Origin of the sequence: Altererythrobacter sp. (assembly GCF_050299635.1) — a bacterium.
Taxonomy (GTDB): Bacteria; Pseudomonadota; Alphaproteobacteria; order Sphingomonadales; family Sphingomonadaceae; genus Erythrobacter.
The window spans coordinates 159,585-174,880 of sequence record NZ_JBNKWF010000001.1; the positions used below are offsets into that span (position 1 = coordinate 159,585).

Consider the following 15,296-nt stretch of genomic DNA (forward strand, 5'->3'; position numbering starts at 1 on the left):
TCAGGCCGCGCCCGGCGTGCCATAGGTATGCAGCGTCCCAAGAACTTCGAAACGGGCATTGGTCGTGAAGGAGAATGCATATTCGACCGGGACACGCACGCGCGGGAGATTCCAGTCGGCATTGATATCCCCCATCGGCGGTCGGCCATATCTGTGTTCCAGGCTTAATTCCTCCTCATCCGCGCCATCCGGGTCAAAGCCGCTCGGTGGTGCATCGCCTTTGTCATCGTGCCCGACGGTATGTGTGCCTTCTTCGGGCTCTTCCAATCCGAACAACTGGATCAGCTGCTCTTTCATCGTATCCGACCACATGAAATCAAGCTCGACCTGCTCGCCGTAGAAGAACTGCGGCTCACCCACCAATTCATGCTTCACATGCGAAGCAATGATCGCGCGATAGGCTGCCGCGCGCATGTCGAACACATCGCGAAACTGCTTCAGCGTGTTGATCTCGATACCCCGACGCAGGCCGGGTGTATTCTCCGGCGGTGCCCCGAACAGGTTGAAGCTCGCCATGATGGTTCCGTTGAAGGTCGCGATGTCGGAATCCTTGAGGATGATCTTGCGAAGATCGACGGGTTCGGTTCCCGGATTGAGCCGGGCGTGCATCACGGCAAGCGACTTTGCCTTGGAACGCGGATTGAACTTGGCAAAACCCTGCGTCGAAAGATCGATATGCAGTTGATCGTGTCTTTTGCCTTCTTGCAGAGTGATGTTCCCGAGCTGTTTTTCGCTGCCCCAGATCTCCCGGCTGGAAAACATCACATAGCTGCTGTCATCGAAGTAGAACGGCTGGATCCAGACCACTTCTCCCTGGCCCAGAAGATTGTTCTTGTTGAGATCATACCGCATTGCCGGAAATGCCCAGAATACCTCCTTGTGCTTGACGGTATCCCAGCCCTCTATCCCATTGGCCCCGCTGGAGAAATCGGGATGGTCGGCGACCATGAGCAACCCGTATCCCGTCTCGTCGATACAGCGATAGTGATAGGGCGCCTGATCTGGGCCGGGCGAGTTCAGATGGGTATCGAGATAATTCTGCATACAGGACGCCTCGGTCCTGATGACGAAGGCCCAGATCCGCGAACCCTTGGCGATCCACGGCGGGATCAACTGCTGGGTGGTGAAGGATTCGACGAAGTCGGTCATGGCTGGCCCCTCCGCCCAAAGAAGCCTTTCAGCGGGCGGAACCAGCGTGCAGAAAGATCGCTGCGTGCGGAGCGCGCGACGATCCCGTCCCCGCCCGTGATGGGGAACTCATGGACGACGCGCATGTCGTCATAATCCACGTCAGCCTTGAACCGGAATGCGCCCAGCACCTTGGCGTCGAACATCAGTCCGCTCGCTCTTGGCCCGACTTCCAGGAACACCTTCAGTATCTCGTGAAAACTGCCGGTATCGTGAAAGCGGATCGAGACATTGTTCTCGTCATAGAGCCTCATATCGCGCACATTGCTGTAATGCGACCGGCAGGAAACCAGCGCCTGGTAGATCGCCCGCTGCGGGTATTTCGCGTCCCGATATTGCTTGAGGCCAAGCGTCCTCATTGATGAAGGGAACAGGCCGCCAGAAGCAAAGTCGAAGAAATTGGACAGATCGCCCATGGTCGAGATCCCAAGGCTCGCGGCCGGGCTCTGAAACAGGGTTGCAAGCGACTTCTCGGGCTTCTTCTCCAGCCTGAAGGTCGGGAGCACCGGCCCGGCAGTCACATCGAGGAAACGCAAATTGTTGTCGATCGGATCGCCGATATGGGAGCTGGCCCAACCGGGGAGATTGACCGAGCCATTGAAGCCGTCGGGATAGTAGCCGTCACCGATTTCGATATTGGCCAGGAGCTTGCCGAGGCCCAGCATCTCGCGGCCGCAAATGCTGGACCACGGCTTGTCGACCACGATGAATGGCAGCACGCACTCTATGTCGCTATCGGCGATCAGCCCGCGCGGTCCATTGCCGTACCGGATCACCGGCAAGCACACGAAAACCTCGCGCTGACTGGTCATCCCACGCTCGGGATAGGGCGTTTCGCCAATATCCTCAGGCTCCCGGTTTGAGCTTATCATCTCCGGATAATCGAGGAACATCAGCAGCGCGTAGGGCCAGCTCGATGCTGGCCGGTACTCGAATCCGCGCTCTTCGCGCGTTCCCAGATTGAGAAACTTGTCGCAATAGCTCTGGACCGCCCCCATCTCCGCTTCCCAGACGAAGGCATTCACGCTCACATTGGGGAAGTGATAGGGCGGCGGCACATCCTGGCTGGCCGAAGACTGGACATAGGGTATCGCTGGCTGGTCTGTTCTCATGCTGCCGATGCTCCTGCCTTCGCCTCGAATATCCCTGCACCCGCTTCCTCGACGAAGCCGGAGCCGAACAGGCGCGCCGGGGTCTGAAACCCGCTTTCCTCACTCCCCCTGATGATACGGCGAAGTCCCTCCGCAGCGACCAGCACCGTCGTGCCATAACCGTCATGCGTTTGCAGTTTGAGCAGGCGCGGGCGGCGCCAGCGATCGAGCGCTTCCACCACCATGACATAGTTCTGGCCGCCCCGCACGTCCGCGCCCGGTTCGCTCGGCCATGCCCTGGCGATCATCCCGCCGGCGGAGCGCCAGACGCCGGCACCCGTAAGCGAGGCATAGAGGCCCGAAGCGCGATATCCCGCGCGTTGCCACCAAGGCACTTCGGAATAAACCTCGATATCGCCGACGCCAGTGGTGAACTCGCCAGTCACGACATCCGCCCAACTCAGGGCAAGCGTTTCGCGCAGCCCATCGCCGAAATCGAAAGCACGCGTCAGGCTTCCCAGAGGCACACCCGTGAGCTTGCCGCCGCGACGGATCACCGACTGCTTGTCGAACAGCCGCGCGGCGCTGGCCGCGCTCCCGCGCGAAACCGAATGCGCGCGCGAAATGCCGAGACACAGCTTGACCGTATCGGGCCAATGCTCGACCGCACGGGCGAGCAGGCAGTCGCTTGCCGCGATCGTCAGCCCCATGCCCGGAAGCAGCAGTACGCCCGCCTTGCGCGCTTGTTCATCCAGCTCCATCAATTGCGCGAAGACCGGCCATTCGCCGCCGACATCGAGATAATGCGTGCCCGTGCGGATACAGCCCAGAGCCAATGGCCCGGCGGTGTCGGCATAGGGGCCGGCAGCATTGAGCAGCACCGCGCCGTCAGCCAGTGCCGTATGAACAGCCGCCTCATTGGACAGCTCGAAGGAACGCCAGGGCAAGCCAAGCGGCTCTGCTATCTTGGCCAGACGGTCAGCATTCCTTCCCGCCAGCACCACATCCATCTCGCCCGCAAGATGCTTCGCGATCGCCTGTCCCGTATAACCGGTCGCGCCATAGAGGATCACCCGTCCGCTCATTTCCGGTCGAATATCCATCGCACCAGGCCGAGCAGGAATGCCCGGTTGTCGTCATCGGGGCAGCCGGCATAGGCCTGCTCGAACTCAGCGAGGGCACAGCCCGCCATGGCACCGGCAACCTTGCGCGCATGGTCGATCGAGCCCTTGGCCCGCATCAGTCCCGCGAGCCACAGCACCTCGTCCTCGCTGCGATCTTCGCGGCGAAGCGCCAGGAAGGATTCGATCCGCTTGCGCTCCCGTACGGAGGCAGCGGCGAGCACATTGATCAGCATGATCGTGCGCTTGCCCTCATAGAGGTCCCCGTTCATCTCCTTGCCGTAGCCGGGGTCTTCGGAAAGGTTGCGCAAATCGTCCTCGATCTGGAAGGCGACGCCCAGGAAATGGCCGAACCGGATCACCCGATCGGGATCGACCCTTCCGCGCGAACCGATGATGACGCCCAGCTGCGCCGGCCAGATCATGCCCATCCACGCCGTCTTCTTCAGCGCCATGCGGATATAGTCCGCTTCCACCAGGTCCGTGACGTTCTTGTCACGCCAACCCAGTTCCAGCGCCTGCCCCTCGGCCGTCTGGCGCGCCATCGTTACCGTGGCCTCGATGACTTGTTGCGCGACATCGGCCCCAAGCGGGCGGACAGCGTCGAATAGCGGCTGGAACGCCGTGAACAGCAGTGCGTCACCTGCGTTGATCGCCAGCGGCACACCGTGGCTGGCATGAAGCGTAGGCAGGCCGCGCCGCATGTCGCTGCCATCCTGCACATCGTCATGGATCAGCAGCGCATTGTGGAGCAGTTCGACCGCCGCTGCGCAGCGCACGGCAGCTTCGGGTGTCCCGCCGAACTGGCAGCAATTGGCAATGCAGATCGAAGGCCGCAGCATCTTCCCGCCGCGACTTGGATATTCGCCAAGCAGCGAGTCCAGGAAGGGAGCGGGTGAGCCCGAATCGAGATAGTGCCGCAACTCTGCCCGTGTCGCCTCGGCATAACGGGCAAGGAGCCCTTCAGGGAGGCCGCCGGTATCCGGCGCGGTCGCCATTTGCCCCCCCATATCCATGATCTAGCTTCCGATCTCGATGACCAGCATGCCAAGCGGAACCGGCTGAGTTTCCGCGAACACCAGCCCGCTATAGGTTCCGGGCGGCTGGCCCTTCGGAACCTTGATCGTCGCGACCAGCGTTCCTTCCGAAAGATCCGACGAAAAAGAGACATTTTCGATCGGCGTGGCATTGCCTTCGCGCGAAGCGAGAGGCGCGGCCGAGATCTGCCAGGTGCCAGTCGGGCTCACGGGGCGGGAGAGCGATGAATTCAGCGCCTTCGCCTTTTTCGTCCCGTCGAAAACGATCGAGATGGGAATTCCGCCCGCTGACTGCGGTGGAGGCGCTGCGCGCAGAGACTGCTGATCTTCGCCACCCTCGATCGGCGGACTGCCAAATTCCGATTGTGGCTCGTGACTGCGGAACGGCGGCATTTTCGATGCGACCTCACCCGGCGGTGGCGGCCCGGCCCCGACCCCGTTCCCGATTTGCATGACGAGCTGCTCGCACAGGTCGAGTGTCGTAGCGCTGAGTTGGCGCGCGAGGTCGAGCAAGCGCAGCGTCACATTCTGGACGTCCTGCGGCACGTCTCGCATATTGTATTCGCCCTGGCGGAAGCGCGTTGCGGACTCCCGACTCTGGGCGATCGTCTTGGCCAGCACGTCATAGCCTGACTTGACCGCCTGGGCGACGGCTTCGTCGATCTGGGTCGCCTTGCTCGGGGCCGCCTTGCTTGAAGGAGGCGCGGATTGCGGATCGGGAGCCGGAGCGCTCTGCGCTGCCGCCTTTGCCTTGGCTTGCTCCGCCGCGCGCGCGCCGCTGCGATCTGGGCGCATTCGTTCGGCCACGGGCCGCGTCACGCGCTTGACACTTGGCTTCGCCTTGGGTGCAGCTTTCTTCGCCTTGGGCGCGGCCTTCTTCGCCTTGGGCGCGGCCTTTTTTGCTTTGGGCGCCGGTTTTGAGCGCCCGCTCTTGGCGGTTGGCTTAGGGGTGGTCATAGGCGGTGATGTCCTCCAGCCTTGGGGAACCGCACAGGGCATGCGCTGCAAGCAGGCCTGACATGACAGCTCCTTCAACGCAGCCCGAATGGAAACCGCTATCGGTCCAGTCGCCTGCTATGGTCAAATTATCGTAAGTTCGGTCGAGTGGCGAGATGCGATGCCGCCAGCTTCCCGGTGTATGAATAACGTAACGATCCGAAGGGTTTACATTCGCCCGCCAATACTGCGTGGCAAATCGCGCTTCGCCTGCCAGTTTCTTGTCCTGCGATCCGTCATCGGGGGTTTTGAGTATCTCCCAGCGAAAATCGCCGTCATCGCCAAAAGCACCGGGCCAAGCGGTCCGGATGGGGCCCTGCAGATAGCCTTCCGCATTGGCGCGCACTTCGTCGGTGCGACGCGACAGATAACCGGTGTCGTCATCTCCAGGTGGCTCGGGCGGATCGGGCAGAACGGCACAGAAATATACAGACGTTGCGGGCGGCTGTTTCCATCCCTCTTCCGGCACGACATGCGCCATGTCGCACCATGTGTCGAAGGGCTTGGCGAAGGCGCCGGTGATATAGGTCGGCCCCGGCCAGCCGAGGCTTTCGAGATCCTCAGCCAGCCATAGCTGGAATGCCTGCGAAGCGACGGTGGCGACGTTGTCGCACATGCTGCGCCAACGCGTGTCATGCTCCACGATCTCGCTCGCCACATGCGGCACCGCTGCGACACCCACTGTCAGCGCAACAAAGTCGAAGTGCTCGCCCACGCGCAGCGTTACCTCTTCGGCACGGCGGCGATCCCAATGGGACTCGAAATTCCAGCCTTGCTGGCGAAGCTTGGTGCCCTGCAGCAATTGTTCGTAATCGGGAGCCGATGGCCAGCACGGCTTGCCCTTCACCGGAACAAGCGGATCATATTCGCGCCCGCGCTTGACCATCGCCTGCACATCGAATGTGAGCGTTTCGACATGATCCTTCGACGCGGCGAGGCCCATGTTGGTGAGGCGGTGGAAGAATTCGAACTTCACGCCGCGCGCCTTCATCGCAGTGTAGAGCGGGGCGAACACGACGTCGCCCATCCCTGCCCGCATGCGCCACATGAAAGCACCGCGATAGCCGAAGAAGGTGCGCAGCGTGCCGCGCAGCCCCTGCCCCGCAGACAGGGCCGGGCGGTTCTCGTCGCCATTCTCATAGCCCATCGACAGGTCGTAAAGCCCGCGCAGGAAAGGCGATTGCAGCGCGCGCACCGACGCGCCGTTGATGCGCATCCATTCGCGGCATTCATAGTCATCGATCGCGTCGAGACCCTTGGGATCGGCCATAATGCCATAGCGCATCAGGCCGGTGATCGTGGCGACGGTGAGGTCCGCCACTTCCCAGATGAAACGATTGGGGTCATCGGCAATCCAGCGATCTTCAACCCATTGTCGCAATTGCGCGAGTACGCCGTCGGCAGCCTTGAGCAGACCGTCCGCTCCCTGCGGAGTGACGGAGCGAAGCAACGCCGCCAGCACGCCCAGCCCTTCAGCCAGAGTGGCTGCGCTCGCAAAGGCTCCCAGCTTCGCAAGATAGGCCAGCCGCGCACCAACATCGCCTTCGGCCGGTCGCTCGAAACCGCTCAGCACTGTTTCGCCGTCGCGCGCCGTATCCATGATGAGCGCGCGGAACAGTTCGAAGGCCCTCGCCATGTAATAGGGCAGCGAGAAAACGGCGTCCGGCGGCAGTGGGTCGCCCGGCAGGCCCGCTCGCGGCGGCATGTGGACGGTCCATTTCTCGAACCCTCCGCCTTCGCGCGGCGAGCATAGCGCAATATCGTTTTCCGGCGTCCAGGCTTCGCGCCAGTCGCCATAGAGATCGCCCATGCCCGCCGCATCCAGCTCGGCATGGCATTCGCGCATCATGCGGAAAGCATTGTCGTAAAAGCCGAGCCAGATGTGCAGCCCATGCTCCTCAATGCGGCCGCTCGGCCCGCGTCCGGAAGCGCCCTTGCCGCCCAGCCGCCAGCCTTCCTGATAGATCGTGACTTCGTAGCGATCCTGAAGTTCGGGTCGCGAAAGTTCCCACGCAAGCGCCATGGCGGCACAGCCCCCGCCAATCACGGCAACGCGGGTCTTCCGTTGCCCCATTCAGGTAATCCTGGCTTGCTGCATCGCGCAGCGCCGCCAAGGTCCAACAGTATGCTTGTGAACCACGCTCAGCCCCCCTTGAACTGTGCATAACATACCATGGGGCAGGTTTTGGCAAGGTTCCTTGATGTGCAGTCTCCGAAAGGCACAACAGCAGGCAATTTGGCCGGGAAAATCCGCCACGCGATCAAGCCTCAATCCGAAAACCCCCTTCCCCTGCGCCGCGTCCTGTTACAGGATGCATCCTTGGCGCCCGGGCTAACGGGCTGCGTGATCGGTAATCAAGAGGGGTGGGGCTTGAGCGACGAGAGCAGTTTCAGACCACGGCTGGTCCTGCGGTTCGGCATTACCGGGCACCGCCCTCCCCGGCTGGTGGAAGACCGGCACGACACAATCAAGGAACAATGCGCCGAAATCTTCAGGCTGGCCCAGCAATCGCTTGAGGAACTCCAACCTCGCCACCCGGACGTCTTTTCGAGTGAGCCCGCGCAGGCCAAGCTGGTTTCTTCGCTTGCGGAAGGCGCCGATGTCTTGGCTGCAGAGGCGGCACTGGAAAGCGGCTTGCACCTTTCGGCCTGCCTGCCTTTCCCGCCCGAGGTTTACGCCAAGGATTTTGGCGAGGAGGAATGGCGCCGTACCGCTGCCTTGATCGAGAAGGCCGATTCGATCCTGGCGTTGACTGATTATTCGCGCGGCGACGAGGCGGGATATGAAATCGCAGGCCAGATCGTACTCGGACAGTCCGATATTCTGGTCGCGGTGTGGGATGGAGAAGCGGCACGCGGGCGCGGAGGCACCACGCAAATCATCGCTGAAGCCGTCGCCCGGCATCAACCCGTCATCCATGTCGACGCAACCGGCGGATCCGAACCGGAACTGTTGTGGAGCGGATTGCACGCAGCCATCCCGGACCGGCCTTCGGTGGATGGTGTGGAACGGGCCGACGCGCGCAAGGCGCTCCCCGCCCTGATAGAGGCGCTTTGTGCACCGCCAGCCTCAAATGGCCAGGCATTCGTTCGCGATATGATCGATCCGCAGGACAAGAGGCGAGAGCGCGTCGTCGCATGGCCGATGATGCTGGGCCTGACCGGCGCCAGAGCCTGGTCGAAGCTCAATTTCACGCCCGGCGACGCGGGCGAATCCGTTCGCCAGTCGCGTGATCTCGCATTGCCCTTCGCGCAAAACGGTCACTTCGGCACGATGTTGAACGGCCCATTGCTCAAGCGGTTCGGGCGAGTTGACGCTCACGCGAACTATTACGCCCTGCGCTTCCGATCCAGCTTCGTGAGCAATTTTGCGATGGCTGGGCTCGCAGTGCTGCTGGCCCTTTCCGGGCTGTTGTTTCCCGAAGCCAAGAAATTGCTGATTGCCGCCGAATTACTGGTGATCCTGCTCATCATCGCCAACACGCGCGGTGCCAATCGGATAAATTTCCACGCACGATGGTTGGAACGCAGACATCTGGCCGAGCGATTGCGACAACTCATGCTCACCGCCACACTCGGGCGGCTGTCACTGCGCGATGTCGAAGACGGGACGCGCGATCCAGGCTGGACAAGCTGGTATGCGCGGGCAAGTGCGCGAGAGCTCGGGTTAGTCAATGCGACGTTTGATCGCGAATATCTGACAAAAGCGCGCGACACCATGGTTGCGCTTATTGCCGACCAGGCAGGCTATCACCGCAACAATGCCAGGGCGATGCACCACGCCAACCACCGCCTGCACAAGCTGGGCGACTGGATGTTCTCGGGCACGATCCTGGCCTGCATCGCCTATCTCGTATTATCGCTCACGATCGGAACCAAGGTCGGCATCGGGCGCTTCGGCATGACCGAAATCGTGACCTTCCTGACCGCGCTCTTTCCGGCGCTTGCGGCAGCGCTCTATGGCATCCGCATGCAAGGCGATTTCGCTGCCACCAGCGAACGGTCGAGCGTTATCGCGCACAGGCTTGAGCGGTTGAAGGTCGCGATCGAGATGGACCCGCTACGCTATGACAGGCTGGTGGAACGTTCGCGTCGGCTGAGCGAAATCATGCTGGCCGATGTGCAGCAATGGCACTTGCACTACGAAACGCGGCCTCTGAGCCTGCCGGGCTAAGCTCTCCCTAATCGGCCTCTTGCGTGGCTAGGCGGCAGCCTGGTTGAGCCCCGCCCAGATCGCACGAAGTTCCGCAATCAGCGCTTCGATATGGTCCGGCGTGGTCGCTCCATTAGTGATAGAGAAACGCAGAAGGGTGCGGCCTTGCCAGCTTGCCGTGCGGACGAAGAAACGCCCACCGGCATTGAGCGCGTTGGCGACTGCCTCACTGGAATTTCCCGTCGGTCCATCGAAGCTCGCTGCGAGCTGGTTCAGGCAGACCTTGTTCGCCACAGTCACGCCTTGCATCTGGCGCAGGGCCGATGCGAGCATTTGCGTGGCGTGGCAGTGGCTTTCCACCATCCGCTCGATCCCGTGACGCCCCAAGCACTGCATCACCGCCCAGGCGGAGAAACCACGCGCGCGGCGCGAAAGTTCGGGAACATAGTCCGAATTGTTGCGGGTGACGGGCGCTTCAGGGAGGTAGCCCGCCTGCATCGACATGGCCCGGCGATGATAGCGCTCGTCGCGGACAATCGCGAAGCCAAGGTCGTAGGGAATCTGTAGCCATTTGTGTCCGTCGACCGACCAGGAATCGGCGAGGTCAATGTCATGCGCGATATGGCGCAGCTTGCGGCTCGCGCGGATCCACAGCCCGAATGCGCCATCGACATGGAGCCACGCGCCATGCTTGCGGCAAAGCTGCGACAGCCGCGTGAAATTGTCGAAGCCGCCGCTCATGATGTGGCCCGCCTGAGCGATCACAATGCGCGCTTCGGCTTTGTCATTGGCCAGTGCGGAATCCAGCGCATCAATGTCGTAGGTGCCATCGGCGACAGAGGGAATACGCCTCAACTGATCGCTGCCGAACCCGAGATAGCGCAGCACGGAATAATTCGTCACATGGGCGTCTTCAGCGATAAAGACGGCGACTTCAGGGCAACCGAACAGGCCCTGGCGCTCGAAATCGTGCCCGGCGCGCTCCAGCACGCACAGACGCGCCGCAGCAAGGCAGGTAAAGGCCGCCATGGTTGCGCCTGAGGCAAATCCGACTGAGGATTCGCGCGGAAGATCGAGCAGATCGAGCAACCAGCGCGCGCTCGCGGCTTCGGCTTCGGCGGCAGCAGGCGAGGAGTCGTAAAGGCAGGCGTTTTGTCCCCATGATGCCGCGAGCCAGTCGGCTGCGATACCGGCCGGGTGCGAACCGCCGATCACCCAGCTCAGGAAACCGGGATCGGTCATGCCTGACAGGCCTGGACGCGCGCCGCTGTCTAGCGCTTCGATGACTTCGACCGGGTTGCGCCCCCGCCGCGGCAGAGGAATGTCGAGTGCGGAAGGTTCGGCATCTCCGCCGCTGCGCGAATCGAGCGGGCGGCGCTCCGCCCTGCCTTCAATCGCGAGTTCGGCTGCCCGGGCCATTGCCAGGGCAGCCTCGTCGGGTGAAACCACGGGGCTCATCGCTTCTGCATCCACTTGGGCAGGAGGCTGTATGCGTCGGCAACGTCAGTCGGTTGATAGACAATGCCGGTCTTGTCGAGCAGCTTGGCGAGTTCGCCGCCATTGTACATGTCGAACAGGTCCGTCGCTCCGCCAATGTGGTCGCCCTTGATGAATATCTGCGGGATGGTAGGGGCACCGCCACTTCGCACAGCGAGAGCAGCGCGTACATCGCTGGCCCATTGGCCGTCGGCATAATCGGGACCATCGAGGTTCACTGTCTTATATTCGACGCCCATTCTTTCGAGCAGGCGCCGAGCCGACCAGCAAAACTCGCACCATTCGAGCGCGAAGAACACGATCGGATTTTCCGGGTTGGAAATGATCGCGTCGAGATGCGCAAGTGCCGCTTCGGATGCCTGCGGCGGTTCGGGAGCAGGCTGCGGCGCTGCGGGCGTCGGCGCAGGGGGTGGCGCATCAAACCGGGCCAAGGGCGTCGAGCGCGAGATTTCCATCTCGGCTTCGTCCATGTCCTCGTCGATCCCATCGAACAGCGGCGTCGTCATGTAGCGCTCCCCGGTATCGGGTATCATCGCAAGCACGCGCGAACCTTCGGGCAATTCGCTGGCAAGCTTGTGTGCACAGGCGAAGGTGGCCCCTGCAGTAATGCCGCAAAAGACGCCTTCTTCGCGCGCCAGCCGCTTCGACCAGGTGATCGCGTCGCTGCCGCCGACCAGACGGACTTCGTCGATCACGCCATCCTCGAGCGCGGCGTTGGCAACTGCGGGGATAAAGTCGGGCGCCCAGCCCTGCATCGGATGCGGGCGGAAGCGCGGGTGGCTGGAAGCAGGCGAGCCATCGGGTGCATAGTCCTGTTTCACGCCCGACTTGATGACAGGCGAATTGTCCGGCTCGCAAGCGACGACACGCGTTTGCGGGCTGCCTTTCTTGAGCGCGCGCCCAACGCCGGAAATGGTCCCGCCGGTACCCAGCCCGCTGACGAAGGCGTGGAGCGGTGCATCGGCAAAGGCCTCGACGATCTCACGCCCCGTCGTAGCTTCGTGGAAAGCGGCGTTGTTTTCATTCTCGAACTGGCGCGGCAGGAACCAGCCGTGTTCGTCAGCCAGTTCCTTGGCCTTGGCGAGCATCCCGGTCCCTTTGAGCGATGCGGGTGTGAGCACAACCTTCGCGCCGAGGAAGCGCAGAATCTTGCGGCGTTCGACGCTGAAACTCTCGGCCATGACGATGACCAGCGGATAGCCCTTGCGGGCGCAGACCAGCGCCAGGCCAATGCCGGTGTTGCCGCTGGTGGCTTCGATCACGGTCTGGCCAGGCTTGAGCGAGCCATCGCGCTCGGCAGCTTCGATCAGGCCCAGCGCAAGCCGGTCCTTGACCGAACCCATCGGATTCGCGCTTTCGATCTTCACATAGACTTCGCGGCCGGGAGGCGAGAGCTTCTCTGCCAGTACCACGGGCGTGTTGCCGATCAATTCGAGGACGGACCCGTGCCTGACACCCGCCTGGGTCGGATGAGGGAGGGGATGGGAAAGCGGAGCATTCATGGCACGGGTCCTGAGCTGTTGAACTTCAATGCCCAGGAAAATGCAGCGCCAACGTATCAGCCGTATGTCGCGATCGCCGTCCTATTGTTTCGATTGTTTCAGCGCTTCGCCTATTGCGGATCGTAAATGTACCCGATGCCACGCACCGTCCGGATCACCGCGGGCTTGGCCGGATTAATCTCGATCTTCTTGCGTATGCGCGAGATTCGTATGTCGATGCTGCGATCAAACGGATCCCACTCGCGGTCGTGCGCGCCCTCCAGTATCTGGTCGCGATTGAGCACACGGCCCCTATTTTTCGCAAATAGTTTCAGTAAGTTGAACTCCATAGCTGTCAGCGGGATCGGATCACCATCTTCGTCGAACAGCTTGGCCGCTTCGAGGTCGAGCCAGGTCTTGCCGAAAGGCAGCCGTCCTTGCCCCGCTTGCGGATCTTCCGCTTCCTTGCGGCCCGACCGGCGCAGCACGGCCCGGATTCGCGCGACCAGCTCGCGCAGATCGACCGGCTTGGGAAGGTAATCATCCGCACCCATCTCAAGCCCCACGATCCGGTCAACCGTCTCGCCCGCCGCTGTCAGCATGATGACGCGCGGACCGCCTTCATCGCCCTGCAGCGAGCGCAGCACCGACAAGCCATCCTCACCGGGCATGTTGATATCGAGCAGGATCACATCGGGCGAACAATCTGCCAACTGCGCACGCAGGCTCTCGCCATCCTGCGCTTCGATCGTCTCGAACCCGTTTTTGCCGAGATATTCAACGACCATTTCGCGCAGCGGCTGGTCATCATCGCAGACGCAGATCAGATTGCTTTCACTCACTGCCCTTACTCCGCTGCACCAGTTCGCGCGCGAGCGCCCTGACCTCGCCCGGCGCGACAGGCTTCTCGAGATAAAGCGCTTCGCAATTGTCAAGGAATCCGCGCGTATCGGGGCTCATCGTACTTCCCGTCACGAAAGCAATGCGCTCGACCAGATCGGGGCGCTGGCGGCGAACCTCTTCGACGAAGCCTTGCCCGCCGATACCAGGCATCTTGATATCGGCCAGGATCGCATCGAAAGACCGAGCGAGCACCGCTTCCAGGCCCTCTTCGCCCGAATGCACCTCCTCGGCGGTAAATCCGTCGCGCCTGAGAATCTCCGCGATCAGGCCAGCGACGTCCTCTTCATCGTCGATCACCAGCACATGCCCCTGGCTCGCACTCCTTTGGTGCGGTGCCGACCGGGCCTCGCCGCCCTGAGCCGCATCGGCCAGAGGCAGATGAATGCGAAAATGCGCGCCTTTCTCAGACGGGACCAGTTCAATCGATCCGCCGTGGGCAGTCAGCACGCGGTGGCAGAAGGCCAGGCCGATCCCGGTGCCCTGCCCCACTTCCTTGGTAGTGAAGAGAGGCTCAAACACCTTCCTGCCGATGCGCTTGGGAATACCGGGCCCATCGTCTTGTACATCGATCTGCATCAGACTCCGCAATCTGTCCGGCTGCGCTGTAATTGTAAGCCGCCCGCTACGCCCGACACCACCGAAGGCCTGTTCGGCATTGGCCATCAGGTTCATGAATACCTGTTCCAATTGCCCTGCATCGCCATAGACCTGCGGCAGGTCATCCGACAGATCGGCCTCGATCTGCAGGTTCGAGGTCCGACCGGCTTCTTCCAGACTGTGGCAAGCGCCCGCAACGATCCGGTCGAGTGCAAGCGGCTGCTTCTCGACATCCTGTTCGCGCGCCATCGCCAGGAAGGCCTTGACGATCTTGGTGCAGCGTTCAGCCGCATCGGCGATCTGCTCGACCCGGCGCAGGACGTCGGGATCGGTTGTCTCCTCGCGCATCATCAGCGAATGGCCGACCACCACCGAAAGCGGATTGTTCAGCTCATGCGCGACACCTGCCAGCAGTTCACCAAGCGCCGACAGCTTCTCGACTTCGAAGATGCGTTCGCGCTGCGCCCCCAGCATCTTGCGCATTTCCACTTCCTTGGTGATGTCCACCACCGAGGAAACCACAACGTCTTCGCCGCGGTATTCGATCACGCGGGCGGAAATCAGCGCCGGAAATATCTCGCCTTCGACCGACTGGATCGTGGCCGACATATCATCGACGCGCCCTTCAGGCAGCAGGGCGGTGACAAGGTCTGCCTGTTCGGCGCTGGAAATGAAATGCTCGCCTACTTTCTTGGCGGGGCCGAGCATCTCGCGGGCGGCGGGCGAACGGTAGATGATCTGCCCATCGTCGATCCGCGACATGACGAGGTTGGCGGGGCAGGCTTCAAGCACCTGCCTCAGCAGCGCATCGGCTTCGCGATCCTGCTCTTCGGCCAGTTCGCGACGGGTGACATCGCGTTGGACCATGATGAAGCCGGAGCTGGGAATGCCCGTCAGCGAAAACTGGTGAATGCCCCGCTCGCCCAAATCCAGCTTCACCAGAGCATCCAGCCCGGCATCCAGTTGCGCCTCCAGGCCGCGCAAGCGGTCGCGCGCGGTCGCGTCGAGAGAACCCCGAGCCACCATTTCCATTAGCATCCGATCCCACTCCAGCCCTTGCCGGAGCAAATCGCCGAGCCCGGGATTGAGTTCTCGCAAAGCGGGATTGCAGTGGATCAGGCAGGCATCCTCATCGAATACCGCAAGCCCATCGCGATAGACGTCCACCAGCTCGCGGAACAGCTTTTCGTAGGATACATCCAGTTGGGATTGCGCCTCGCGCATCGTCCCGT

At 62.1% G+C, this 15,296-nt stretch carries 11 protein-coding genes; 1 reads left to right on the top strand and 10 read right to left on the bottom strand.

Features of this window, described 5'->3' with window-relative positions:
- Genes ACQY6C_RS00785 through ACQY6C_RS00810 form a run of 6 tightly spaced genes read right to left on the bottom strand, consistent with a single transcriptional unit; the run spans position 1 to position 7,507 of the window.
- Positions 1-1,149: a hypothetical protein gene (locus ACQY6C_RS00785; RefSeq protein WP_427963626.1), complete on the bottom strand. Its 1,149-nt coding sequence runs from the start codon at positions 1,147-1,149 to the stop codon at positions 1-3.
- Positions 1,146-2,300 carry a hypothetical protein gene (locus ACQY6C_RS00790; RefSeq protein WP_427963628.1) on the bottom strand — a complete coding sequence of 385 codons (1,155 nt, stop codon included), beginning with the start codon at positions 2,298-2,300 and terminating at the stop codon, positions 1,146-1,148. The genes ACQY6C_RS00785 and ACQY6C_RS00790 overlap by 4 nt, the downstream gene beginning before the upstream one ends.
- Positions 2,297-3,364: a saccharopine dehydrogenase family protein gene (locus tag ACQY6C_RS00795; protein WP_427963630.1), complete on the bottom strand. Its 1,068-nt coding sequence runs from the start codon at positions 3,362-3,364 to the stop codon at positions 2,297-2,299. Before ACQY6C_RS00795 ends, ACQY6C_RS00790 begins: the two co-directional genes overlap by 4 nt.
- Positions 3,361-4,398, bottom strand: coding sequence for a polyprenyl synthetase family protein (locus ACQY6C_RS00800; RefSeq protein ID WP_427963632.1), 1,038 nt, complete (start codon positions 4,396-4,398; stop codon positions 3,361-3,363). Before ACQY6C_RS00800 ends, ACQY6C_RS00795 begins: the two co-directional genes overlap by 4 nt.
- A 21-nt stretch (positions 4,399-4,419) precedes the next feature.
- Positions 4,420-5,394, bottom strand: a complete 975-nt coding sequence (locus ACQY6C_RS00805; protein WP_427963634.1) for a hypothetical protein — start codon at positions 5,392-5,394, stop codon at positions 4,420-4,422.
- Positions 5,381-7,507 (bottom strand): FAD-dependent oxidoreductase, encoded by a 2,127-nt coding sequence (locus ACQY6C_RS00810; RefSeq protein WP_427963635.1) that lies wholly within the window; start codon positions 7,505-7,507, stop codon positions 5,381-5,383. Before ACQY6C_RS00810 ends, ACQY6C_RS00805 begins: the two co-directional genes overlap by 14 nt.
- A 297-nt stretch (positions 7,508-7,804) precedes the next feature.
- Here ACQY6C_RS00810 and ACQY6C_RS00815 point away from each other — a divergent pair, with 297 nt between their 5' ends.
- Positions 7,805-9,607, top strand: a complete 1,803-nt coding sequence (locus ACQY6C_RS00815) for a hypothetical protein (RefSeq protein WP_427963637.1) — start codon at positions 7,805-7,807, stop codon at positions 9,605-9,607.
- A 27-nt stretch (positions 9,608-9,634) separates the two neighbouring features.
- Here the strand turns inward: ACQY6C_RS00815 and ACQY6C_RS00820 are convergent, their stop codons facing one another.
- From ACQY6C_RS00820 to ACQY6C_RS00835, 4 genes are all read right to left on the bottom strand, one after another.
- Entirely contained in the window at positions 9,635-11,044 is a 1,410-nt protein-coding gene (locus ACQY6C_RS00820) for a pyridoxal phosphate-dependent decarboxylase family protein (protein ID WP_427963639.1), read from the bottom strand.
- Positions 11,041-12,585 (bottom strand): pyridoxal-phosphate dependent enzyme, encoded by a 1,545-nt coding sequence (locus ACQY6C_RS00825; protein ID WP_427963640.1) that lies wholly within the window; start codon positions 12,583-12,585, stop codon positions 11,041-11,043. Before ACQY6C_RS00825 ends, ACQY6C_RS00820 begins: the two co-directional genes overlap by 4 nt.
- Before the next feature lie 110 nt (positions 12,586-12,695).
- Entirely contained in the window at positions 12,696-13,406 is a 711-nt protein-coding gene (locus tag ACQY6C_RS00830; RefSeq protein WP_427963642.1) for a response regulator, read from the bottom strand.
- A complete protein-coding gene (locus tag ACQY6C_RS00835) occupies positions 13,399-15,288 on the bottom strand; it encodes an ATP-binding protein (protein WP_427963644.1) in 1,890 nt (629 codons plus the stop codon). Before ACQY6C_RS00835 ends, ACQY6C_RS00830 begins: the two co-directional genes overlap by 8 nt.
- Positions 15,289-15,296: the final 8 nt, after the last annotated feature.

Excerpts from the sequence above, each read along its gene's own strand:
- ACQY6C_RS00825 (WP_427963640.1), bottom strand. The coding sequence starts at position 12,585 with ATGAATGCTCCGCTTTCCCATCCCCTCCCTCATCCGACCCAGGCGGGT.
- ACQY6C_RS00800 (WP_427963632.1), bottom strand. The coding sequence starts at position 4,398 with ATGGCGACCGCGCCGGATACCGGCGGCCTCCCTGAAGGGCTCCTTGCC.
- ACQY6C_RS00790 (WP_427963628.1), bottom strand. The coding sequence starts at position 2,300 with ATGAGAACAGACCAGCCAGCGATACCCTATGTCCAGTCTTCGGCCAGC.
- ACQY6C_RS00820 (WP_427963639.1), bottom strand. The coding sequence starts at position 11,044 with ATGAGCCCCGTGGTTTCACCCGACGAGGCTGCCCTGGCAATGGCCCGG.
- ACQY6C_RS00810 (WP_427963635.1), bottom strand. The coding sequence starts at position 7,507 with ATGGGGCAACGGAAGACCCGCGTTGCCGTGATTGGCGGGGGCTGTGCC.
- ACQY6C_RS00795 (WP_427963630.1), bottom strand. The coding sequence starts at position 3,364 with ATGAGCGGACGGGTGATCCTCTATGGCGCGACCGGTTATACGGGACAG.
- ACQY6C_RS00835 (WP_427963644.1), bottom strand. The coding sequence starts at position 15,288 with ATGCGCGAGGCGCAATCCCAACTGGATGTATCCTACGAAAAGCTGTTC.
- ACQY6C_RS00805 (WP_427963634.1), bottom strand. The coding sequence starts at position 5,394 with ATGACCACCCCTAAGCCAACCGCCAAGAGCGGGCGCTCAAAACCGGCG.
- ACQY6C_RS00785 (WP_427963626.1), bottom strand. The coding sequence starts at position 1,149 with ATGACCGACTTCGTCGAATCCTTCACCACCCAGCAGTTGATCCCGCCG.